The sequence below is a fragment of the Halomonas chromatireducens genome (assembly GCF_001545155.1).
GTDB classification, from domain to species: Bacteria; Pseudomonadota; Gammaproteobacteria; order Pseudomonadales; family Halomonadaceae; genus Halomonas; species Halomonas chromatireducens.
The window spans coordinates 3,544,536-3,566,290 of the sequence record NZ_CP014226.1 but is presented as its reverse complement, the minus strand read 5'-3'; the positions used below and the strand labels follow the sequence as shown (position 1 = coordinate 3,566,290).

The following is a 21,755-nucleotide window of genomic DNA, read 5'->3' as shown; positions in this document are numbered from 1 at the left end:
GTATTGTGCCAGTGCAGCCTTCGCACTCTGTTGGGAGTGCTTACCGACATTCAACGATAAGATTCGGCGACTCGTCTTTGCAGCTCCTCCAGCTCGGCCTCGGTCCAATCTTCCGGTTCGATCAGTTTCGCCCAGGCGTCCAGGTAGTGCCTGGCCGAGAAGGAGTGGCCGTAACCGGGCGGAGCATTGCCGATGGTCAGGTCGGCCAGCAGCTGCAGCATGGTCACTACCGGGTACCAGCGAAGTTCCGGCGAGACGTCCGGTGCGCGGGGCTCTCGCATCCACTCCGGTTCCCGGAAGAACGACCAGGGTTCGAAGAAGGTAATCGGGTCGCTGCCGTACTGCAGGTAGGCGATACGGAAATCCCCCCATTCTCCATACGGCATATCCAGCCCCTGGTACTGATTCATGAAGCGCACCACCGAGCCGTTGCGGAAAGTCGGGAGCCATGCCGGCGATCCGAGCTCGCGGTCGCGGGTCACCGCTTGCCAGGTTTCACTGCGATACGGCGGGCCGCTCCAGAGGGCGCCGTGAAAGGGGTCGTCGATGATGTCGTAGAAGTCGAAGGAGAGATCGGAATTGAGCGACCCCAGGCTGAGGCCGTGCAGGTAGAGCTTCGGCCGCGACTCGGCGGGAAGGGTGGTCCAGTAGTCGTAGACAACCTCGAACAGGGCGCGAGCGTTCTCTGCCCCGTAATCCCCTTCGGCAATGATCGTGAGGTGACTCGGCAGGTAGGAGTATTGGGCGGTTGCCGTGGCCACGTCGCCGCGCTGCAGGTACTCAAGGGTATTCTGGGCGCCGGGGTCGACCCAGCCACGGCCGGTGGGGGTAGCCAGAACCAGTACCGAGCGCTCGAAGGCGCGAACGCGCTTCAGCTCTGCCAGGGCGAGCTGGGCCCTTTCTTTCGGTGTCTCCGCGGCACTCAAACCAACGTAGACACGTATCGGTGCTTGCGCCGGCTCACCCAGGAATGCGGTCAGCTCCTCTGCGGAAGGGGTGCGGGAGATATAGCGCCGCCCACGGCTGCCCAGCTCTTCCCAGCCGATCAGCGAGCTGGCACTGCCGGTCTGCATCGGGTCGGTGGGTGGCGCCAGGTCGTCCTGGATCAACTCGTCCAACTGCTGGAAGGAGTTGTCTGCCACGCGCAGGGCCAGGGTGAAGATGATGCCATCGATGACCGACCAGAACAGCATGGTTGCTACGAGGACGCCGATGACATTGGATACCCGGTGGGAGATGTAACGCTGCAGTCGCTGCGAAAGAAAACGAAAGGTGCGACGGAACAGCCGGGCGACCAGCAGCAGGGCACCGAAGATCAGCAGGGTAATCGTGCCGATATAGAACGGGCGTATGCCGCTGACCTCCTCCATGCCCATGAGCTCGCGAATGCTGTTTTGCCATTCGGAGGCCTGCCACAGGAAGGCGGCGGCGATCACGGCACATACCACTGCTGCTGTGAGCTTGATGGTGAGTGCCAGCCGGAGACTGGGCTTGGGCAGGTGCAGGTAGTACCAGAGCCAATGGCCGGCATAGCCCAGCGCGTAGCCGGCGGCAAGCGAGAGCCCCGAAACGATGCCCTGGGAATACATGGGCCTCGGCAGCAGGCTTGGCGTAAGGGAGAAGGCAAAGAACAACGTCCCCACCAGCAGGCCTGTCGCCGAGAATTGTCGAAGCAGTCGTACGGCCGTGTGATGCATGTCTACCCTGCGCCCGTCGTCAAAAACCTAAGAGACTAGGGGCCAGGGCAGGGAAGTGCAACGCCGGCTCAATGCGAGCTCCATGCCTTGCCGCGGGTAAAGCGCACTGGCGGGCTGTACTTCTCGCCTGCGGGAGCCCGGTCCGGGGCAGGCCGCCCCCGCCAGCCGCGCGTGGGTGCCCACTCCTTGGGCTCCCGGTAGTTGAGCAGCGGATAGTCCCCCGAGTAGGGGTTGGGGGACGACGAGGGGAAAGCGAAGGCCACATGGGGATAGTGGGCGAGGGCGTCTTCGCTCTCATGGGCGGCCAGCGCCCGGTCCAGTGCGGTCTGCCAGGCCTGGGGATCGCGACGTGCTTCTACGGATCGTGTTGGATGCATGGGATTGTCCTCGGTTGTTGCGACTCAAGAGAGGCATTACCCGATCGCAGGCATTGCCCGGTTCATGAAAAACGCCCCGCCCGTTACCGGGAGGGGCGCTGCCATATCAGCTCGAAGGTGGCTTCTTATAGTAGCCGGGGATGCGGACTCTCTCCCCGCCTGGAAGATCGCGTACATGCGTGGGCACGTAGACGCGTTTGATGACACTTCTCGATTCGGTCATGGTGCTTCCTCCCAAGCTTGCAACTATCGGGTATGCCCCTTGCTTTCCAGTCCGCTCAATCCCAGCTCAGCGCGCCACCCACTTGATATTCCGTGACGCGGGTCTCGAAGAAGTTCTTCTCCTTGCGCAGGTCGATGATCTCGCTCATCCAGGGGAACGGGTTCTGGGCGCCGGGGTACTGCTCCTTCAGGCCGATCTGGGCCAGGCGGCGGTTGCAGATGAAGCGCAGGTACTCTTCCATGATCGCCGCGTTCATGCCGAGCACGCCGCGGGGCATGGTGTCCCGTGCATAGGCGATCTCGAGCTCGGTGCCTTCGAGGATCATCTGGGTCACCTCGTCCTGGAACTCAGGCGTCCACAGGTGCGGGTTCTCGATCTTGATCTGGTTGATCATGTCGACGCCGAAGTTCAGGTGCATCGACTCGTCGCGCAGGATGTACTGGAACTGCTCGGCCACGCCGGTCATCTTGTTGCGCCGGCCCATGGAGAGGATCTGGCTGAAGCCGCAGTAGAAGAAGATGCCCTCGGTGACGCAGTAGAAGGCCACCAGGTTGCGCAGCAGTTCCTGGTCGGTCTCCGGGGTGCCGGTGTTGAAGTCGGAACGCGCCAGCGACTGGGTATGCTTGAGGCTCCAGGCCGACTTGGCGGCCACGGAGGGGACTTCGCGGTACATGTTGAAGACCGCGCCCTCGTCCATGCCGAGCGACTCCACACAGTACTGGTAGGCGTGGGTGTGGATGGCTTCCTCGAAGGCCTGGCGCAGCAGGTACTGGCGGCATTCGGGGTTGGTGATCAGGCGGTAGAGCGCCAGCACCAGGTTGTTGGCCACCAGCGAGTCGGCGGTGGAGAAGTAGCCGAGGCTGCGCTCGACGATGCGCCGCTCGTCCGCGGTGAGCCCTTCCTGGCTCTTCCACAGGGCGATATCGGCGTTCATGTTCACTTCCTGGGGCATCCAGTGGTTGGCGCTGCCGTCCAGGTACTTCTGCCAGGCCCACTCGTACTTGAACGGCACCAGCTGGTTGAGGTCGGCGCGGGCGTTGATCATCTGCTTGTCGCTGACCTCGATGCGCGCCGCACCCATCTCCAGCTCCTCGAGGCCGGCGGCGACGTCGAGCTCCTCCAGCGACTTGCGGGCGCGCTCGATGCGGTCGGCCTCGGCGATCACGTAGTTCCCGCTGGCTTCCTGGATCTCGCCGGCGTCAGCCGGGGCGCTTGGCTGCGCCTTGGCGGCGGGCGCCGGGGTTGCCGGTGCCGGCTTGTCGGCAACGGCGGTCTCGTCTTCGTTGAATTCGTCCCAGTTCAGCATCTGTTTCTCTCCGGTATGTGGTCCGGCTGCCTGCAGGCGCGCAGTTTGCCGCACGCCTGCAGGGGGTGTCATGTCACTGGCAGGCTTCGCAGCCCAGGTCATCGATCTCGGAGGCGCTGGGGGCGCGTGAACCGCTGCCCGCCTTGCCGCTCAGGAAGTCCTCTATGCCCCGCGGTTCGGACGCGGCCGGGGCGGCGGGTGTCGGCTTCGGCGCACCGCCGTTGCTTACGGCATTCAGGGTGCCCCGCTCCACGGTGGACTTCTCTACCGAAGTGGCGCCCAGGGCGCGCAGGTAGTAGGTGGTCTTCAGACCACGGAACCAGGCCATGCGATAGGTCACGTCGAGCTTCTTGCCGGAAACCCCCTTGATGTAGAGGTTCAGCGACTGGGCCTGGTCGATCCACTTCTGGCGGCGTGAGGCTGCCTCCACCAGCCACTTGGGCTCCACCTCGAAGGCGGAGGCGTACTTCGCCTTGAGGTCATCCGGCACCCGGTCGATGGGTTGGACGCTGCCGTCGTAGTACTTGAGGTCGTTGATCATCACCTCGTCCCACAGGCCGCGCTCCTTCAGGTCATTGACCATGAAGGCGTTAACCACGGTGAACTCGCCGGAGAGGTTCGACTTCACATAGAGGTTCTGATACGTCGGCTCGATGGACTGGGTGACGCCGCAGATGTTGGAGATGGTGGCCGTGGGGGCAATGGCCATGACGTTGGAGTTGCGCATGCCCTGCTTGACGACCTTGTTGCGGATGCGCCCCCAGTCCTGGGTGCTCGAAGTGTCGACCTCGATGTACTGCTCGCCGCGCTCGACCCTGAGCTTCTCGATGGAGTCGATGGGCAGCACGCCCTGGCTCCAGAGCGAACCGTCGAAGCTTTCGTAGCGGCCGCGTTCAGCGGCGAGATCGCTCGAGGCCTCGATGGCGTGGTAGCTGACCAGCTCCATGGAACGGTCGGCGAACTCGATGGCTCCGTCGCTGGCGTAGGCGATGCCCAGGGCGTAGAGCGCATCCTGGAAGCCCATGATGCCCAGCCCCACCGGGCGATGCTTGAAGTTGGAGTTGCGCGCCTGGGGGACCGCGTAGTAGTTGATGTCGATGACGTTGTCGAGCATCCGTACCGCGGTGCGTACCGTCTTGCCCAGCTTCTCGTTGTCGAGCTGGCCGTCGGTCACATGCTGGGCCAGGTTGATCGAGCCCAGGTTGCAGACTGCAATCTCGTCGACGCTGGTGTTGAGCGTGATCTCGGTGCACAGGTTGGAAGAGTGCACCACGCCGGCGTGCTGCTGCGGGCTGCGCAGGTTGCACGGGTCCTTGAAGGTGATCCACGGATGGCCTGTCTCGAAGAGCATCGAGAGCATCTTGCGCCAGAGGTCCTTGGCGCGCACCCGCTTGTAGAGCTTGAGCTGACCGCTGTAGGTCATCGCCTCGTACTCCTCATAGCGCTTCTCGAAGGCGGCACCGTAGAGGTCGTGGAGGTCCGGGCAGTTGGAGGGCGAGAAGAGCGTCCACTCCTTGTCGTCGAAGACCCGCTTCATGAATAGGTCCGGCACCCAGTTGGCGGTGTTCATGTCATGGGCGCGGCGACGGTCGTCACCGGTGTTCTTGCGCAGGTCGAGGAACTCCTCGACGTCCAGGTGCCAGGTCTCCAGATAGGCGCAGACCGCGCCCTTGCGCTTGCCGCCCTGGTTCACTGCCACCGCGGTGTCGTTGACCACCTTGAGGAAGGGCACCACGCCCTGGCTCTTGCCGTTGGTGCCCTTGATGTAGGAGCCCAGGGCGCGTACCGGCGTCCAGTCGTTGCCCAGGCCGCCGGCCCATTTGGAGAGCAGGGCGTTGTCGCGGATGGCGCTGTAGATGCCATCCAGGTTGTCGGGCACGGTGGTGAGATAGCAGGAGGAGAGCTGGCTGCGCAGGGTGCCGGCGTTGAACAGCGTCGGCGTGGAGGCCATGTAGTCGAAGCTGGAGAGCAGCTCGTAGAATTCGATGGCGCGGCCTTCGCGGTCGTCCTCGTTCAGCGAGAGTCCCATGGCGACGCGCATGAACATCACCTGGGGCAGCTCATACCGCACGTCATCCTTGTGGATGAAGTAGCGGTCGTAGAGGGTCTGCAGGCCCAGGTAGGTGAAGGCGTTGTCACGGGTGTGGTCCAGCGCGTCGCCCAGCCGCTCCAGGTCGAATTCGGCGAGCCTGGGGTCGAGCTGCTCGAACTCGATGCCACGGGCCACGTAGGCGTGGAAGGCCGGCTTGTAGAGCTCGGCCATCTCGCCGAAGGTGGCCTCCTCGGCCACGCCCAGGAACGACAGCGCCTCGCGGCGCAGGTTGTCCTGCAGCAGCCGGGCGGTGACGTAGGTGTAGTTGGGGTCCTTCTCCACCAGGGTGCGGGCGGTCATCATCAGCGCCTGGGAGACGCCGTCTACGGTCACGCCGTCGTAGAGGTTCTTCAGCGCCTCCTCGACGATACGATTGGGGTCGACGTTGGCCAGCTCCGCGCAGGCGTCGAACACCAGGGTTTCGATACGCCCCAGGTCGAGAGGACGTCGGCTGCCATCGAGGGCCGTGACGTTGAGCGTCGGGTGGGGTTTCTCGATGTCATCGCCGGCGGCAGCCCGGGCCCGGGCGTGGGCTTCACGATAGAGGACGTAGGCGCGGGCGACCTTCTGCTCGCCGGCACGCATCAGGGCCAGTTCGACCTGATCCTGAATATCTTCGATATGCACCGTGCCGCCATCGGGCATGCGGCGCTGGAAGGTCTCGGCGATGGTGCGCGAGGCCTCGGCGACGAAATCGCGTACCCGGGAGGAGGTGGCGGCATTGTCGCCTTCCACGGCGATGAAGGCCTTGGACATGGCCACGGCGATCTTGCTGACATCGAATACTGCCACATCACCGTTACGCTTGATGACGCGTAGCGTCTGCGGTGCGGTGATGGACAGGCTGGCCGCATCGGGGGTCTGGAGCTGTTCCATGATGGGGTGTTCCCTTCCTCTCGGGGCTTTTCGTCGGGATGAGATGGGCATTGACAGCAAGGGCGCGGCTTGCTAGATGCACATCATCTTGTGGTTTGTTTGTAGGTGAACACAAGATAGAGTGCTTTTTGGCAGGCATCAAGTGGATAACCTGTGGGTGAGCTGGTGACTTCCTGTGGCGTCGCCATTCAGCGAGGCTATGCTTCGCTGCACAGGCGTTTTATACGCAATATCAACACAGGCATGCGAAATGACATATTTCGGGTATCCTTGTAAAGATGGCGGGACAGGGTGTCCCGGAAATGCAAATGAATTGCCCAGCACGGGGATAACGAGGATGGAACACAACCTGGAAAGCAGTGACATGGAACACGTTCTGATTATCGAGGACGACGTGCGCCTGGCCGAGCTCACGCGGGACTATCTGGAGGCCAATGGATTCCAGGTGACCGTGGAGGCCGAGGGCTCGCGAGGCGTTGAGCAGATCCAGGCCCTGCAGCCGGACCTGGTGATCCTCGATTTGATGCTGCCGGGTGAAGATGGTTTGTCAATCTGTCGCCGGGCCAGGCCCGACTATAGCGGCCCGATTCTCATGCTGACCGCCCGCACCGACGATATGGATCAGGTGCTGGGGCTGGAGATGGGGGCCGATGACTATGTTCCCAAGCCGGTTCAACCCCGGGTCCTGCTGGCACGGATGCGTGCGCTGTTGCGACGGGCGGACAATACCGAACAGGGGGGTGATATACGCCTTTCGTTCGGCAACCTGGACATCGACAGCGCGACCCGTGAGGCCTGGCTGGAAGGCGATCGTATCGACCTGACCAGTGCCGAGTTCGACCTGCTGTGGCTGCTGGCCAGCAACGCCGGTCGCGTACTCACCCGGGAGGAGATCTTCAGCGACCTGCGTGGCATCAAGTACGATGGGCAGGATAGATCCATCGACGTGCGGGTTTCGCGAATTCGCCCGAAAATCGGCGATGATCCCAACCATCCGCACCGCATCAAGACGGTACGCAGCAAGGGTTACCTGTTCGTCAAGGACGCCTGATCCATGCAGCGGTTCCTGGCCGATGGCACTTTCCTGCGCGTCTACCTGGCCTTGGCCATGGCGCTGCTGCTGACCTTCGGCCTGGCGCTGATGGGTCTGGCCCTGGTCGACCGGGTGCGTATCGAGCAATACCGTGAGCAGCTGGCCGAAGCACCGCTACAGCTCTTGACCCGGAAGGTCGCTGCCTTGCCGGCAAACGAGCGGGGAGACTGGCTTACCCAGCAGTCCGACCGGCTGGATATGCGACTCTCTCTGCGTAGCCCGGACGACGCCGGCCTGGGCTGGTTCGAGCGTAGACGCCTTGAGCGTGGCAGTGTCCTGGTCAAGCCGGAGGAGGGGGCCAACTGGCGTCTTTATCGCCGGATAGCGGGTGAGTACCGGGTGCTTGAGGCGCGGCTGTCTGGATTGAATGAGCGCCAGCTGCGTGGCCTTGCTCAGATGTTGGGAGACTGGCTGGCCGAGGAGGAGGGCGAGGCCCGTCAGCGCCGGCTGGCCAATGTCACCACCCCTGCCCTGCCGATTCACCTCAGCGATCTGGCGCCGGAGGGGCTCGACAGTCATCAGCTCTCGCGTCTGCGTGAGGGTGAGCTGGTCATTCGCCTACTGCCTGGCCATTGGGCGCTGACGGTCTATCTTGCCGTACCCGTGCAGGATGGTGGCCGACAGTGGCTATCGATCGGTCCGGTTTCGGCCCTGGAGCCGACCCCCATCTCCCTGCTGCTGCTGGTGCTGGTGATCATGCTGGCCGTGCTGGCGGCGATCATCTACCTCATTGTGCGTGGCGTCGAAGCCCGCCTGGCACGACTCGAGCTGGCCGCCGGTCGCATTGCCAGTGGCCGCCTCGATACCCGGGTCAAGGTCGACGGCGGTGGCTTCATCGGCCGGGTGGGTATGGCCTTCAACGCCATGGCAGCACAGGTGCAGTCGCTGCTGCGCTCCCAGCAGGAGATGATACGCGCCGTCTCCCACGAGTTGCGCACCCCGGTTGCCCGAATACGCTTCGCCGTGCAGATGGTCGAGGACATGACCGACGACCCGGCTGTCCATCGCCAGCTGCAAGGTATCGATGGCGACATCGAGGAGCTCGACCAGCTCATTGACGAAATTCTCACCTATGCCCGCCTCGACAGCGGAATCGTCAACGGCGCCGAGCTACAGCGCACCGTCGTCGACTGTCGCGCCATGGCCCAGCGTGTACTCGAGACTCTGGCTCCCCTGCACGCCCACCTTCGCCTGGAGCTGGCGCCCGGCCCCGAGGTGGAAACGCTTGCCGACTCGCGTTATCTGCAGCGGGCGCTGCAGAACCTGGTGGCCAATGCCTGCCGACACGCCCGTTCTCATGTGCTGGTGCGCCTCACCGTGGAGGCTCGGCTGGTGCGGCTGGACATCGAGGATGACGGCCCTGGCGTTCCGGAGAGCGAGCGCCAGGTCATCTTCAAGCCCTTTGCCCGGCTCGACGACAGCCGCACGCGGCGCTCGGGCGGCTACGGGCTGGGGCTCTCTATCGTCCAGAAGATCATGGTCTGGCACGGCGGCAGCGTCGTGGTGGACGACAGCCAGGAGCTGGGTGGAGCCCGCTTCTCGCTGTTGCTGCCGAAACCGAAGGAGATCGAGCGGCTATCTGTCAAGCCGGCCTGATGCCTTCCAGCACCGCGAACGACGTCTCCCGGGCGGTGCGCAGGAAGTCTTCCATCCACGGCTGGTCGCGGCTCTCTTCCCGAATGGCGGCATACAGCGTGCTCCACATCCCCTCTTCGCCCAGTGCCACTGCCTTCACATAGTCCCGTTCCAGGTACTCGGTCAACGCCCAGTTGGGCAGCGCGCAGACCCCGCGTCCGCTGGCGACCAGCTGCATCATCATGATGGTCAACTCGGCCGTGCGAAGCTCTCGTGGCCTGACCCCGGCGGGGTTGAGGAACTGGGTGAAGACATCCAGCCGGCTGTGCTCCACCGGGTAGGTGATCAATGTCTCCTCGGCGAGGTCCTGGGGAACCACGAAGGAGCGGTCGGCCAGCGGGTGCTGGCGAGCCACCGCCAGCAGGCCCTGATAGCGGAACAGCGGCTCGTAGTAGACCCCGGGCAGTGTCTGCGGGTCGGCGGTGATCACCAGGTCGAGCTGCTCCCGGGCCAGCGCCGGCAGCGGGTCGAAGTGGTGGCCGCCGGGGATGTCGATCTCGACCTCCGGCCAGTGATCGCGGAAGTGATCGATGGTCGGCATCAGCCATTGGAAACAGCTGTGGCATTCAATGGCCATGTGAAGCCGGCCTGGCTCATGGCCGACCAGTCTCGCCAGGTCCCGCTCGGCCATGCGCACCAGCGGCAGGACCTGCTCGGCCAGCGCCAGCAGGCGCTGGCCCGCACGGGTGAACTCCACCGGGCGGGACTTGCGCACGAACAGCTGGCTACCCAGGCGCTCCTCCAGATCCTTGATCTGATGCGAGAGCGCGGACTGGGTCAGGTGTACCCGTTCCGCGGCTTCCACCAGGGAACCCGCGTCACGCAGGGCAATCAGGGTGCGCAGGTGGCGTAGTTCAAGCATGATGAATCCAGCTCATGTTTTTGATTAGTATGTTTAGTTTGATTCACCAGAGGTGGCCGGCGAGACTGCTCTGCATTCATTCATGCAGAAGAGACATCATCATGACATTAGCTCATATATCTGGCTATCCGCGAATCGGCGGCGGTCGCGAGCTGAAGCACGCCGTCGAGGCCTACTGGCGGGGTGAGAGTGATCGCGAGGCGCTGGAGTCCACCGGCCGTGAGCTTCGTCGCAGCCACTGGCAGGTGCAGCGAGAGGCGGGACTCGACCTGGTCACGGTGGGCGACTTCGCCTTCTACGACCACGTGCTCAACGTCTCCACACTGCTGGGCGCCGTGCCACCGCGGTTTGCTGCCGAGGAGGAAGTCGTCGCCGGCGACGTCGACCTGGACACCACCTTCCGCATGGCGCGTGGCCGGGCACCCAGCGGTGAGCCCGCCGCCGCCTGCGAAATGACCAAGTACTTTGATACCAACTACCACTACCTGGTCCCTGAGCTGCACGCGGGGCAGCGCTTCCAGCTCGCCAGCAGCCGGCTGTTCGACGAGGTGGCCGAGGCCCGTGACGCCGGTCACCCGGTCAAGGTGGTGCTGACCGGTCCCCTGACCTGGCTGTGGCTGGCCAAGGAGAAGGGCGACGAGGCGTTCGATCGCCTGTCGCTGCTCGATGCCCTGCTGCCGGTCTACGGCGAGATCCTGGCCCGGCTTGCCGACCAGGGGGTGACGTGGGTACAACTCGATGAACCGGCGCTGGTCCAGGACCTGCCCAGGGAGTGGAAGCAGGCCTTCGAGTCGGCCTACAACACGCTACGCAACGCGCCGGTCAAGCTGATGGTGGCGAGCTACTTCGGCGGGCTTGGCGACAACCTGCAGCTGGCGGTCAGCCTGCCCGTGGATGGCCTGCATATCGATGTGGTTCGGGATCCCGGCCAGCTGACCACGGTGATCGACAACCTGCCTGGCTACAAGGTGCTCTCGGTGGGGGCCATCGATGGCCGCAACATCTGGCGGGCCGACCTGGCGGTGCTGCGCGAGCGGCTCGCCAGTGCCCGCATGCGCCTGGGCGAGCGGCTCTGGGTGGCGCCCTCCTGCTCGCTGCTGCATGTGCCGGTGGACCTGGACGCCGAGCCCGATCTGGATGAGGAGCTCAGGAGCTGGTTCGCCTTTGCCCGCCAGAAGCTCGACGAGACGGTGACCCTGTCGCGGCTGCTGGGCAACCGCGCCACCGCCGAGGATCGCGCACGGCTCGAGGCCGCCACCGCGGCGCTGGACGCTCGTCGCGAATCGCCGCGAATCCACAAGCCGGCCGTGGCCGAGCGGCTGGCCGCCATCGCCGAAGGCGACACCCGCCGTGCCGGCGCCTACCCCGAGCGGGCCCGGCAGCAGCGGCGCGCACTGGACCTGCCGCTGTTTCCCACCACCACCATCGGCTCCTTTCCGCAGACCGCCGAGATTCGTGCGGCCCGGCGCGCCTTCAAGGCTGGCGAGCTGGGCCGAGACGAATACGAAGCGCGCATGCGCGACGAGATCGCTGATGCGGTGGTACGCCAGGAACGGCTGGGGATCGACATGCTGGTGCATGGCGAGGCCGAGCGTAACGACATGGTGGAGTACTTCGGCGAGCAGCTCGAGGGCTATGTCTTTACCCGCTTCGGCTGGGTGCAGAGCTATGGTTCACGCTGCGTAAAGCCGCCGGTTATCGTGGGCGACGTGGCACGTCCGGCGGCGATGACGGTGCGCTGGAGCGAGTACGCCCAGACGCTCACCGACAGGCCGATGAAGGGCATGCTCACGGGCCCCGTGACCATGCTGCAGTGGTCCTTCGTGCGTGACGACCAGCCCCGCTCGACCACCTGTCGCCAGATCGCCCTGGCGCTGCGCGACGAGGTGGCCGACCTGGAGGCGGCGGGCATTCCGGCCATCCAGATCGACGAGCCGGCGCTGCGTGAAGGGCTGCCGCTGCGGCGCGGCGAATGGCCGGCCTATCTCGACTGGGCGGTGGCCTGTTTCCGCCTCACCGCTGCCGTGGCTCGGGATGCGACCCAGATTCACACCCACATGTGCTATTCGGAGTTCAACGACATCATCGCCGCCATCGCCGCCCTGGACGCCGACGTGATCACCATCGAGACGTCGCGCTCGGACATGGAACTGCTCGATGTCTTCCAGGACTTCGCCTACCCCAACGAGATCGGCCCCGGGGTCTATGACATTCACTCGCCCAACATCCCCCAGGTGGACTGGATGGTGCAGCTGATGGAGAAGGCTGCCGAGCGGATCCCGGCCGAGCGGCTGTGGGTCAATCCCGATTGCGGCCTCAAGACGCGCGGCTGGGCCGAGGTGGAGCCGGCCCTGGCCCACATGGTCGAGGCGGCCCGGGAGCTGCGCCGACGCCACGGCTGATCCAGCGTCCGGGGCGAGCATGCTTCGACAGCAAGCGTGAAAACAGGCGCCCCGGCCTTCGCCCCGGCGCCTGTTATGCTGTATCGGTTTGATACCCCCAAGGAACTGTCATGACGCTTTTTGGACTCTCTTCCTTTCGCCCAGCGCTGTTGGCTGCTGCTTCGCTGTTGCTGGTCGGCTGCGCCGCTACACCCGTCGACGGGCCGCGTCCCGGCACCGGTCAGGTCGCCAGCACCGCACCGCTGCTGCCTTCGATGCTCTTCCCCGGCGGCGCCGAGCGCTTCGAGGCCTGGCGCTGCACGCCGCAGCAGGATCTGGTCACCGCCTTTGGCGAGCGCGAGCTGCGGCTGTGGTCCGCCCACGGCGCCTATCGCCTGGCTCCGGCGGTGGTGGCCAGCGGTGCGCGCTACCAGCAGGGCGATCTCAGCTTCTGGAACAAGGGGGGAGACGCGGTGGTGGAGAGCGCCAACGGCCGGCTCGACTGCAGTGCCGACATGGCTCGCTCCCCCCTGACCCGCGAGCAGCGCCCCGGGGTGATGTTCCACGGCCGCGGCAACGAGCCAGGCTGGCACGTCAATCTGGCGCATGACACCCCAGAACTGACGCTGACGCTGGATTACGGTGCGCGGGAGCTGACGCTGCCCTACCGCGTCACCGCCATGGATAACGCCCAGGGGCGAGTGTCCCTGGCCAGCGGCCTGACCGATCAGCCTTTCGAGCTGTGGCTGGAGGCGAGGGCCTGCTTCGATGACATGAGTGGCGAGCCGTTCCCCGCACGGGTGACCTTGACCATTGATGGGGAGACGCTAAGAGGGTGCGGGCAGGGCATCGCGCCCTAGGCTTACCTGATTACGACTCACCAGGCGCGTGGTGGAGGCCGCCGCGTTGGCGGTGATCGTTGGCGTCGGCAATACCGCCGGGAGGCCTGCGGCCTCCAGTCGCGAGCTGAAGCTACTCCTACAGGGTGGTAGTCGCCTGTTATGGCAGGAAAAGGCAGCTGTAGGAGCGCTGGTTTCCATCGCGACTAGCGCCGTCAGGCGCCTTGGCGGAGGCTGCCGGCGTTGGCGATGATCAGCAACATTGGCAACACCGCCGGGAGTCCTTCGGCCTCCAGTCGTGAGCTGAAGCTACTCCAACATTAGAAAAACCGCTGTTGGAGCGCTCGGTTCGGCGCCCCGACTCCGCATCGCGACTGGCGCCGGCAGGCGCCTTGGCGGTGGCAGCTGTCGGCGATGACTGGGCCGGATCTAACGATGCGGCAGGGCAGCGGTTACGTTCTCCAGCGCTCTTTTCCCCTGCTCGCTGCCTTTGTGCTGTTCCCACCAGAGCTGATGTACGGCTCTTACCCTAACGGTGACGCGCTGAATTCCCAGGATTTGCGCCATGGCCAGTCGGTGCAGGCCCTTGTTGACCTTGACCATGCCTCCGTGCCGGTCGATGGCGATACCAAGCGTGTCCTTCCCCAGGTTGGCCTTGTAGCCGAAGCAGCTCATGTCTTCCATAAAGAGCAGATAGCGTTCCAGGTAGGCGTGAATGCGTGACTCCGAGTCCAGCAGGATGCCATGGTGGTGCATGCGCAGCGCGCCGCCCAGTTCCACTCTGTTCAACAGGCGGTTATAGCTGTCGCTGGCGGTCAGGTCGAGCCGGTGGCTCCAGAGATCGCGAATGAACTTCTGGCGCTGGGTGTCGGCAAGCGCAGGTGTTTTCAGGTCCCAGTCCCCCGGCCAGATAAACTGATTGGAGATCTTGCGCCGTTGAGTGCGGTTCGGAAAAGAAGCGGGAAAGTCCATGCCTCGGCTGAGTGCGTTTGGGTCGATCTCGAGGTCGAGTCTTCCACCGAGATGCGCTTCGATGCTTCGGCGCGGCAGGCCCTGGCTTTCCAGAAGTGCGCTGCCGGCCTTTTTGTTGAGCCAGCGTTCGAACCATTGGTCTTCAAACGGGCGCCCCAGGCGGCGCTTGAAGCCTTCCTTGATTTGAAATGCGGCTCGAGAGCGGAACATGCGATAGCGCAGGGCCGGGTCGTAGAGCGGCGGGTAGACTCGCTCGCCGGTTGGCGTCAATGGTGCGTTGCGCTGTGCGATTTCGGCTGAGATGCGCTCGTTCAGTTCAGCTAGCAACAGGGGGGAGGGCGCTACCGAGGGCACCTGGTGCGACAGTGCCAGTAGCCTGGTGCCGCTGAGCAGCGCTGGGCGAGGCCCGGTGGGTGAATCCACCGTGGTTGAGTGCTCGGCTTCCAGTGCGTCAACCCGGCGCCTCATGGCCTGCTGTGAACCATGCAGCGCCAACAGCTGGTTATAGAGCCGGCTGGCGAATATGCCGTACAGCCAGACGCTGGGCGCCGTGTTGCTGCCTGGCTCTGACAGATTGCGCCAGGCAAGCACCAGGGTATCGCGGCACACCGCCTCATGGTGCTCTGGCTGTTCTAGAAAGCCAGCCGACACGCCGAGCAAGCCTGGTAAACAGGCGCTTGCCAGGTGCTCGAAGGCAGTGATGTCACCCTCGATACAGCCACCAATGAGTGTATCCAGTGACGCTGAATCGGCACTAGCTGGGTGGGTAGGCGCGTTGTGGTTGCTAGCCAAGGCGGGTCTCGGGCAGGAATGGAAAAAACCGGCATTCTAGCCGAATGCACCATTGTTGTCTTGAGCGGGTAGCCGAGGCCAGCGTGCTTCGCGTTGGTGGAGCAAAGCGCCGGCATTGGCGACACCGCTGGGAGGCCTTAGGCCTCCAGTCGCCGATGCGTCGGACCGGATCTAAAGATTCTCCAACAGCGGCGTGGTTTGCCTTGATGGAAAGAACAGCTGTTGGAGCGCTGGTTTCCATCGCGACTGGCGGCCGTAGGCGCCTTGGTGTTCTCAATCAACGGTCACACATCAAAGTCGTCGAAACGCGTGCTTGCCTGCTGCCTGACCAGGTGCGGGAAGGCCCGCTCGACGGCTAGTGTGGTTGACAGTTCCCGCAGTTCGTTACCCAGGAGGGTGGCTATCAGCTGCGCCTGCGCTTCATCTCGATGTCGCTTGATGGGTTCCCGGTCCGATCGCTGGCTAACATAGTGCTTGTGCAGCACGAACGCCCGCGGGTCTACGGTGGACAGCCGAAGCGGCATGCCGCGTTCATCGAACACGACAGCTTCGAAGCGCGGTGAGGCGATCGCCCATTTCAAGGAGTCGATGCCCACCGGCTTCAGGTCGCCAGCTTCCAAGTGATGTTCGAAGTCGTTCATTGCCATCACCTCGGCGGCCTGGGTAATCAGGTCGATCATGTAGCCCTGGGCATTGGCGGCACGAAACTCGTATGGGGTATCGGTGAGCGGCTCGAACGAGCGATCGCTGGATCGTATGACCGATAGCAGGGTCTCCCCCTCCAGGGCCGTTACGATCCTCAAACCTTGCCGGGCGTCCATCAGGACGTCCATATCGGCTGTCGCCAGGTGTTCGGGTTCGATCCTCACTCCAGCACGGGCCTCGTAGGCATACAGGGCGTTGGTGCCGATTATCCGAAAGGGGAGGTTCCTGCGTTGCAGTGCCCGGATTACCCTGGCGCCGGCGACCGGGAAGCGGTTCAGCCGGTTGGCCCGGATATAGGCGGCGTGCAGCTGGAGCTGTTCCTTGAGTGATTGCTCCCGGGCCTGGTGCTCAGCCTTTCTGGTATCGAACGCTTCCCGAATGGCCTCGGTTTCGGCGGACCGCGGGCCTAGCGAGTGGTTCTTGCCGCCGGTGTAGGCCCGGTAGAGGTACTCCCGCCCATGGATGCGTTTCCAGTGCATCGAGCCCTTGACCTGTCGCGCCTGGCCGCGATGCTGCTCAAGCGCTTCGAAGAGCTGGATGGCGTTCACGGCAACGCGGGATTGCTCAGGCTGTAGGCGCTGATATGACATGGGGAGCCTTCTGTAGGCGGGCTTTAACTAACATGGTGATAATTATGGTAGAGAATTAGTTAAAGTCCAATATGCCGCGCGACATTGCCTTTCAGCCTGTAGTGATTGCCACCATCAACAACACCGCCGGGAGTCCTTCGGCCTCCAGTCGCGAGCTGAAGCTGCTCCAACAGCGGCGTGGTTAGCGTAGGTGGAAAGGATCGCTGTTGGAGCGCCGCTTTGCGTCGCGACTGGCGCCGGTAGGCGCCACGGAGGAGGTTGAAACGCAAGTGATGGCCGCGAACGTCGGCAACGCCGCCGGTAGGCGCCTCGGAGGAGACCGCGGCGCTGGCGGTGATGGTTTGCTGAGTCATTCCTTTGTATTGTCCGGCTCTTTCTCCATCACTTTCTCGAGCAGAGCGGGCTGGCGCGGCATCAAGCAGACTTTCAGTCCGAGTGGGCGGAAGGCGCGATTCATCACTTCAAGCGTGACGTTACCCTTGTCGCCTTCCATATCGGATAGGGTACGTCGGCTAATACCTACCAGCCGTGCATAGTCATTCTGGGTAAGACCGAGCACATCGCGTCTCAGAAGACGCAGTAGATCGCCTTCGCTGATTTCCCCAGCGACAAGACGCCGAGTGGCTTCGATCAGTTTCTCTTCCCTCTCGTCTGGGCTCAGGCTGTGTCGTTTCATGTCAGCCCCCAGGAGGTGAGACGGTGGTTTAGTGAGCCTAGCCCTACGGCAGGCATAGTGAGTATCCGCTCCGGTACGCCGTGTTCGTGCAATCTCTCCTGCAGCCCGATCAGCTCTCTGGCCAAGGCCTTGAGTTCGCTTATGGTCTGTTCGGCCGGGGCCAGGTCATTCAGTGCGTGGGCTATGGCGATCCAGTCGAAATTGCCACCCTCTTCAAAAGGAGAGCCCCATCGCGTTGTGCGCGTCACCCCCTCGGGGTCGGCCTTCATGGGCGCGAAGTCATAGATGGGGGCGTGCCAGATTCCTTCTGGCCGCTTGACCCATGTCGGGTTGAGGTACCTCTAGCTGGGCGGCGTCATGCCAGTGGTGATCGAGATAGATTTGAAGCGTAAGGCGCATGGTGCTTCCTGGTGAGCATTATTATGCTCAATAGTAGCTCTTTCTCAAAATTATGAGAAGTATAGTGCTCTTTTTGTGGGGTGATCCCAAAAAATGAGCAGTATAAAGCTCGCAGGCTTATGGCAGTATTGTCCGGCGCCAGGGTCAATCAGAGACGTTGGCGGTGGTCGCCACCATCGGCAACACCGCCGGGAGTCCTTCGGCCTCCAGTCGTGAGCTGAAGCTTCCTCCAACAGCAGCGTGGTTGCGTTGGTGGAGAGGATTGCTGTTGGAGCGCTGCTCCGCATCGCGACTGGCGCCGGCAGGCGCCTTGGCGGAGGCCGCGGCGGTGGGAATGACCGCCAGCCTTGGCAACACCGCCGGGAGTCCTTCGGCCTCCAGTCGTGAGCTGAAGCTTCCTCCAACAGCAGCGTGGTTGCGTTGGTGCAGAGGATTGCTGTTGGAGCGCTGCTCCGCATCGCGACTGGCGCCGTCAGGCGCCTTGGTGGAGGCTACAGCGCGCCACCTGAGGGCTGCCCTGGCCGAAGCCTAGTGCAAGCCGAGCTTGCTGAGCCATTCCGGCGCTTCCGTGGAGATTAGCTCTTGGGCCAAGGCCTGCTCTATCTGAAGAGATGTTGTTGCATGCTCAAGCACGACATGTTGATTGGCTACTACGCGGCTGAGGGCGCCACGCAACCCCCGCAGAATGACGCCTTCCCCATAGTCCTCACAGGCGATCTTCCATGCGGCCTCGGGTATTTCTCCCCACTCTCGGCGCATCATGCACAGATCCAGAATGTCCTTGCTGTGATTCATGTAACGGTCGGCATTGGCGGTCAGCTTCGTGGCAAAGCAACCTTCCTTCCCAACGAAAGGGATGGGAAAGAGTTGAGATCGGGGGTCAGGTTTGATCGCTTCGTTGTCGAAATGAATGATTTCAAGCTTGATGGGATGGCCTGGGCCTTCAAGTAGCGCTCGAATGGCGTCTCGATCCGCCCGTATTTCTCGGTCGTTCAACAGCGCCAAAGTATGGCCTGGCAGTAAGAGGGGGCCAAAGCTATGGGGTGTGATGGCTGATCTGGCCGCTCGATAGGCGGATCGACCAATGCAAAACAGGTCGATATCAACAGATTCGCGGAACTCATGCAGCTCAAGGGCGATCCTGGTGCCACCGCCAAACAGGATATTGTTAGCTGAAAGAAAATCGCCATCGAAATGCGTGAGTAGCTGGCCAATGGCGCGATGGTGCGCTCGGCGGTACATCATGCTACTAGCATGTGACCGTGGCCATAGGCTTTCTTGAGTTGGAGGATCAACTCTTGCTCCTCTTGCTCGAGACGGTCCTGGTCAACGAAGCGCCAGCGCTCTTCATATAGGCGAAATGCAACGTCGGGCTCGACAAATGTCTCGGCCCGATCCCAAAGGATCAGATCAAGCTCAGGGTATCTGTGTCGATTGATCAGCGTCGTTTCCATGGTTCCGCCGGTAGCGAAGGCACGTTGTTTGCAATACTCAGAGTAATCGGCAGCACTGGTCGAGTCAAAGCGAGTATCAGTAGGCCAGGTGGCAGTTTGCTAGGCGTGCTCGTCATTGGGAACAATGATCGCCATCAATGGCAACACCGCCGGGAGGCCTGCGGCCTCCAGTCGCCGATGCGTCGGACCGGATCTAAAGATGCTCCGACAGTGCGGAAGTTGCTGACCTTGTTGGAGCGCTCGGTTCGGCCCTCCGACTTTGCGTCGCTACCGGCGCCCCGGCGGAGGCTGCCGTTGTTGGTGGTGGGGCGGGGTCAGTGCCCTTCAGGGACGTTTTGCTTCTGGTCCTTGGTGCTTATCTTGTCGATGATCACTTCGGGGTGGTGACGCTTGATTGTATTCCGGAATTCCTCTTCCCGCGCTTCGGGAACGTCGATGATCAGCAGCATGGAGCCGCGCTTGATCGCTTTATCGTATTTGCCGACCTTGACGTCACGGACGGATACGCCAACCAACGTGCTGGCGAAGACGCCGAACAGCGCACCAAAGACGATCATGCCAAGGGTGATCCAGACGATATTCGTGTCGAGGATAATGTAGTGGGCGATCAGGCCCAGGATCAGGCCGAGTACAGCCCCGGCGATGGCGCCGCGTTTCGAGGCATTGACCACATCGGATGTTTGAATGAGAGTAGCGACCGGGACTCCTTCCTTTTCCAAGGGCCGCCAGTCCTTGCCCATCACATGCAGTTCGTCCTTGGTCAACCCCATCGAGTGGAGTTCGTCGACGACGACCGAGGTGGTTTCCTTGTCGGGTATCAGAAAGTACAGGCGTTGCATCACATTCTCCCTTTCCATGCTGGCCTTGGCTGCAGGGCCATGAGGTGTCCTTCTCCTGTTAAGGTGTAGCAGGCGAGCGACGGTTCTTGCCATGATTCGCATAAATTGAACAACGATTCGCCTGTCGTGTCTGATGACGGCATGCGGACCATTGACAGCGCTAGGGAGGTGAATTGAAAAACATCGGTGTGCTGGCCTTCGCCAGATTCTTGAAGCTGCTGGCCAATACCACCAAGGTGGCTGCGTATGGTTTTCACTACCTCTTTCCGGACAAGCGTTTCATCATCCCCGAGAGGGCGCCGCCGCTCTGGCGTTCCCGGCGTAGCTCGCGCATTCCTCGAACGCTATGGCAGACCAACTTCACCAATCGGGCGACCCTGCCTGTCTACCTCAACTACCTCTGCAACCGGTTGCTGGCACCGTGCTACGAGTATCGCTTCCTGATAACGGAGGACCGGGCATCGTTCATTGAGGCGAACTTTTCGCCGGAGATTTTCGCCGCGTATTCGAGGCTGCAGGTGGGAGCGGCCCAGGCCGATTACTGGCGCGTTCTGGTGTTGCATAAACGGGGCGGCGTGTACCTGGACATCGATGCGCATGTGGTGTGGCCGCTGGACCGGATCGTCAAGCCGGCATTCGATGAGCTCTTCATTGCCACCAAGCGCGGCGAAATCAGTAACTACTTTATCGCCAGCGCCCCGAACAACCCCCACCTGCAGCGCGTGGCTGAGGCGATACGCGAAAATATCGAGGACGATAGCGAAAAGAATATCTTCGAGCTGACCGGGCCTGGCGTGTTCAATAAGGTGCTTTCCCGCGATGCTGTCCGCACCCGGCTCTATCGCTATACCTGCAACCAGGGCAACTTCACCAATGAACACTTCCAGTACATCGACAAGCCTGAAGGGAAGTGGACGAGGCAGCAGCAGCAAATCGATGTGGTGCGCAAGCTCGAGCCGGGGGAGTAGGACGGAGGTCGCCAGCCTTGGCAACACCGCCGGGAGTCCTTCGGCCTCCAGTCGTGATCTGAAGATACTCCAACAGGAGGTCGTTGCTGACCTTGTTGGAGCGCTCGGTTCGGCGCCCCGACTCTGCATCGCGACTGGCGCCGGCTGGCGCCGATAGGCGCCTTGGCGGAGGCGTTGGGAGTGATCGCCAGCCTTGGCAACACCGCCGGGAGTCCTTCGGCCTCCAGTCGTGATCTAAAGATACTCCGACAGCGACGTGGCAACATTAGTAGAGAAAGCAGCTGTTGGAGCGCTCGGTTCGGCGCCCCGACTCCGCATCGCGACTGGCGCCGGTAGGCGCCTCGAGGGGGGGCTGCCGGCGTTGGCGGTTTCACGCTGTACTTGGCCCGCCGTTGGGTAAAATCATGCACTGTTATGTAACATTGTTCCGCTATGAGGGCGGGAATGGTAAGGCTGCGCCTTCTTGGTGCAAATTGTCGCAATCGTGATGAAATGTCGACAACAATGGGGCATGATGTTTTTGGTCACCCAACAGGAGATGCGTCATGCCAAATACACAACACGTCGCCAGCCTGAGTAGTGAAGTGCTGGATCACTGGGTTTCACACGCCATTGCCCAGCAGGCAGCCCAGCAAGCCCTGGCTGCTTATATTCGTTAGTCCTGGCTCTATCGTAACAACCGGACCAGGGAGGGTCCTGCATTTCCTCTTCTCCCGCTTTCCCCGCTAGATCTTGCTTCAACGCTTTTCTCTCTTCAGTCGTCAACTTTTCGACCTGGTATACGCGCGTGCGTGCTTCGGACTGGCTTTTCGCTGCGACAGGCGCTGACAGGCGCCACGGCGGCTACCACCGTGGCATGAAAGAAAGCTGTTGGAGCGCTCTGGCGCCGTCAGGCGCCTTGGCGGAGGCCGCGGCGTCAGCACTAGCCGCTAAATCGGCAACACCGCCGGGAGGCTTGTGCCTCCAGTCGCCGATGCGT

Annotated in this window: 18 protein-coding genes; 5 read left to right on the top strand and 13 right to left on the bottom strand. The window is 62.7% G+C overall.

What is annotated here, in order from left to right; genetic code table 11:
* Positions 1–50 precede the first annotated feature (50 nt).
* The 4 genes from LOKO_RS16490 to LOKO_RS16475 all read right to left on the bottom strand — a co-directional run bounded on the left by LOKO_RS16490 (position 51) and on the right by LOKO_RS16475 (position 6,571).
* Entirely contained in the window at positions 51–1,697 is a 1,647-nt protein-coding gene (locus LOKO_RS16490) for an alpha/beta hydrolase (protein WP_066451766.1), read from the bottom strand.
* A 68-nt stretch (positions 1,698–1,765) separates the two neighbouring features.
* The gene (locus LOKO_RS16485; protein ID WP_066451764.1) at positions 1,766–2,074 is read right to left on the bottom strand and encodes a hypothetical protein; all 309 of its coding nucleotides are present in this window, start codon (positions 2,072–2,074) and stop codon (positions 1,766–1,768) included.
* Positions 2,075–2,352: 278 nt separating this feature from the next.
* Complete coding sequence (locus LOKO_RS16480; protein WP_066451762.1) at positions 2,353–3,603, bottom strand: ribonucleotide-diphosphate reductase subunit beta; 1,251 nt, start codon at positions 3,601–3,603, stop codon at positions 2,353–2,355.
* Positions 3,604–3,676: 73 nt separating this feature from the next.
* The gene (locus LOKO_RS16475) at positions 3,677–6,571 is read right to left on the bottom strand and encodes a ribonucleoside-diphosphate reductase subunit alpha (protein WP_083517643.1); all 2,895 of its coding nucleotides are present in this window, start codon (positions 6,569–6,571) and stop codon (positions 3,677–3,679) included.
* A 337-nt stretch (positions 6,572–6,908) separates the two neighbouring features.
* Between LOKO_RS16475 and LOKO_RS16470 the strand changes: the two genes are divergently transcribed.
* Together LOKO_RS16470 and LOKO_RS16465 are read left to right on the top strand one after the other, a co-directional pair.
* Entirely contained in the window at positions 6,909–7,622 is a 714-nt protein-coding gene (locus LOKO_RS16470) for a response regulator (RefSeq protein WP_066451757.1), read from the top strand.
* A 3-nt stretch (positions 7,623–7,625) separates the two neighbouring features.
* A complete protein-coding gene (locus LOKO_RS16465; protein WP_066451756.1) occupies positions 7,626–9,260 on the top strand; it encodes an ATP-binding protein in 1,635 nt (544 codons plus the stop codon).
* On the opposite strand, the gene LOKO_RS16460 is transcribed toward LOKO_RS16465, so the two are convergent.
* Positions 9,247–10,161 carry a LysR family transcriptional regulator gene (locus LOKO_RS16460; protein ID WP_066451753.1) on the bottom strand — a complete coding sequence of 305 codons (915 nt, stop codon included), beginning with the start codon at positions 10,159–10,161 and terminating at the stop codon, positions 9,247–9,249. The two genes, LOKO_RS16465 and LOKO_RS16460, sit on opposite strands and share 14 nt — an antisense overlap.
* Before the next feature lie 101 nt (positions 10,162–10,262).
* On the opposite strand from LOKO_RS16460, the gene metE reads away from it, so the two are divergent.
* On the top strand, positions 10,263–12,563 hold the full coding sequence (metE, locus tag LOKO_RS16455) for a 5-methyltetrahydropteroyltriglutamate--homocysteine S-methyltransferase (RefSeq protein ID WP_066451752.1): 2,301 nt from the start codon (positions 10,263–10,265) through the stop codon (positions 12,561–12,563).
* A gap of 110 nt (positions 12,564–12,673) precedes the next feature.
* The gene (locus LOKO_RS16450; RefSeq protein ID WP_066451750.1) at positions 12,674–13,402 is read left to right on the top strand and encodes an MliC family protein; all 729 of its coding nucleotides are present in this window, start codon (positions 12,674–12,676) and stop codon (positions 13,400–13,402) included.
* A 408-nt stretch (positions 13,403–13,810) separates the two neighbouring features.
* On the opposite strand, the gene LOKO_RS16445 is transcribed toward LOKO_RS16450, so the two are convergent.
* The 8 genes from LOKO_RS16445 to LOKO_RS16405 form a co-directional block, all read right to left on the bottom strand.
* A complete protein-coding gene (locus tag LOKO_RS16445) occupies positions 13,811–15,145 on the bottom strand; it encodes an RNA polymerase sigma factor (protein WP_144439691.1) in 1,335 nt (444 codons plus the stop codon).
* Between the two features lie 284 nt (positions 15,146–15,429).
* On the bottom strand, positions 15,430–16,440 hold the full coding sequence (locus tag LOKO_RS16440) for a GSU2403 family nucleotidyltransferase fold protein (RefSeq protein WP_066451747.1): 1,011 nt from the start codon (positions 16,438–16,440) through the stop codon (positions 15,430–15,432).
* 349 nt (positions 16,441–16,789) lie between these two features.
* Entirely contained in the window at positions 16,790–17,116 is a 327-nt protein-coding gene (locus LOKO_RS16430) for a helix-turn-helix domain-containing protein (RefSeq protein WP_066451743.1), read from the bottom strand.
* Positions 17,113–17,385 carry a hypothetical protein gene (locus tag LOKO_RS16425; protein ID WP_066451741.1) on the bottom strand — a complete coding sequence of 91 codons (273 nt, stop codon included), beginning with the start codon at positions 17,383–17,385 and terminating at the stop codon, positions 17,113–17,115. The genes LOKO_RS16430 and LOKO_RS16425 overlap by 4 nt, the downstream gene beginning before the upstream one ends.
* 274 nt (positions 17,386–17,659) lie before the next feature.
* Positions 17,660–17,872: a hypothetical protein gene (locus LOKO_RS16420; RefSeq protein WP_066451739.1), complete on the bottom strand. Its 213-nt coding sequence runs from the start codon at positions 17,870–17,872 to the stop codon at positions 17,660–17,662.
* Between the two features lie 171 nt (positions 17,873–18,043).
* Positions 18,044–18,760, bottom strand: coding sequence for a nucleotidyl transferase AbiEii/AbiGii toxin family protein (locus LOKO_RS16415; RefSeq protein WP_066451738.1), 717 nt, complete (start codon positions 18,758–18,760; stop codon positions 18,044–18,046).
* Positions 18,757–18,969: a hypothetical protein gene (locus LOKO_RS16410; RefSeq protein WP_066451737.1), complete on the bottom strand. Its 213-nt coding sequence runs from the start codon at positions 18,967–18,969 to the stop codon at positions 18,757–18,759. Before LOKO_RS16410 ends, LOKO_RS16415 begins: the two co-directional genes overlap by 4 nt.
* Positions 18,970–19,283: 314 nt before the next feature.
* Entirely contained in the window at positions 19,284–19,808 is a 525-nt protein-coding gene (locus LOKO_RS16405; RefSeq protein WP_235588892.1) for a DUF1269 domain-containing protein, read from the bottom strand.
* Positions 19,809–19,981: 173 nt separating this feature from the next.
* Between LOKO_RS16405 and LOKO_RS16400 the strand changes: the two genes are divergently transcribed.
* Positions 19,982–20,776, top strand: coding sequence for a glycosyltransferase family 32 protein (locus LOKO_RS16400; protein WP_066451735.1), 795 nt, complete (start codon positions 19,982–19,984; stop codon positions 20,774–20,776).
* Positions 20,777–21,755: the final 979 nt, after the last annotated feature.

Bases quoted from the DNA above. Each gene is read 5' to 3' on its own strand.
- LOKO_RS16490 (WP_066451766.1), bottom strand. From the start codon at position 1,697: ATGCATCACACGGCCGTACGACTGCTTCGACAATTCTCGGCGACAGGC.
- LOKO_RS16485 (WP_066451764.1), bottom strand. From the start codon at position 2,074: ATGCATCCAACACGATCCGTAGAAGCACGTCGCGATCCCCAGGCCTGG.
- LOKO_RS16480 (WP_066451762.1), bottom strand. From the start codon at position 3,603: ATGCTGAACTGGGACGAATTCAACGAAGACGAGACCGCCGTTGCCGAC.
- LOKO_RS16475 (WP_083517643.1), bottom strand. From the start codon at position 6,571: ATGGAACAGCTCCAGACCCCCGATGCGGCCAGCCTGTCCATCACCGCA.
- LOKO_RS16470 (WP_066451757.1), top strand. From the start codon at position 6,909: ATGGAACACAACCTGGAAAGCAGTGACATGGAACACGTTCTGATTATC.
- LOKO_RS16465 (WP_066451756.1), top strand. From the start codon at position 7,626: ATGCAGCGGTTCCTGGCCGATGGCACTTTCCTGCGCGTCTACCTGGCC.
- LOKO_RS16460 (WP_066451753.1), bottom strand. From the start codon at position 10,161: ATGCTTGAACTACGCCACCTGCGCACCCTGATTGCCCTGCGTGACGCG.
- metE (WP_066451752.1), top strand. From the start codon at position 10,263: ATGACATTAGCTCATATATCTGGCTATCCGCGAATCGGCGGCGGTCGC.
- LOKO_RS16450 (WP_066451750.1), top strand. From the start codon at position 12,674: ATGACGCTTTTTGGACTCTCTTCCTTTCGCCCAGCGCTGTTGGCTGCT.
- LOKO_RS16440 (WP_066451747.1), bottom strand. From the start codon at position 16,440: ATGTCATATCAGCGCCTACAGCCTGAGCAATCCCGCGTTGCCGTGAAC.
- LOKO_RS16430 (WP_066451743.1), bottom strand. From the start codon at position 17,116: ATGAAACGACACAGCCTGAGCCCAGACGAGAGGGAAGAGAAACTGATC.
- LOKO_RS16425 (WP_066451741.1), bottom strand. From the start codon at position 17,385: ATGAAGGCCGACCCCGAGGGGGTGACGCGCACAACGCGATGGGGCTCT.
- LOKO_RS16415 (WP_066451738.1), bottom strand. From the start codon at position 18,760: ATGATGTACCGCCGAGCGCACCATCGCGCCATTGGCCAGCTACTCACG.
- LOKO_RS16410 (WP_066451737.1), bottom strand. From the start codon at position 18,969: ATGGAAACGACGCTGATCAATCGACACAGATACCCTGAGCTTGATCTG.
- LOKO_RS16405 (WP_235588892.1), bottom strand. From the start codon at position 19,808: ATGCAACGCCTGTACTTTCTGATACCCGACAAGGAAACCACCTCGGTC.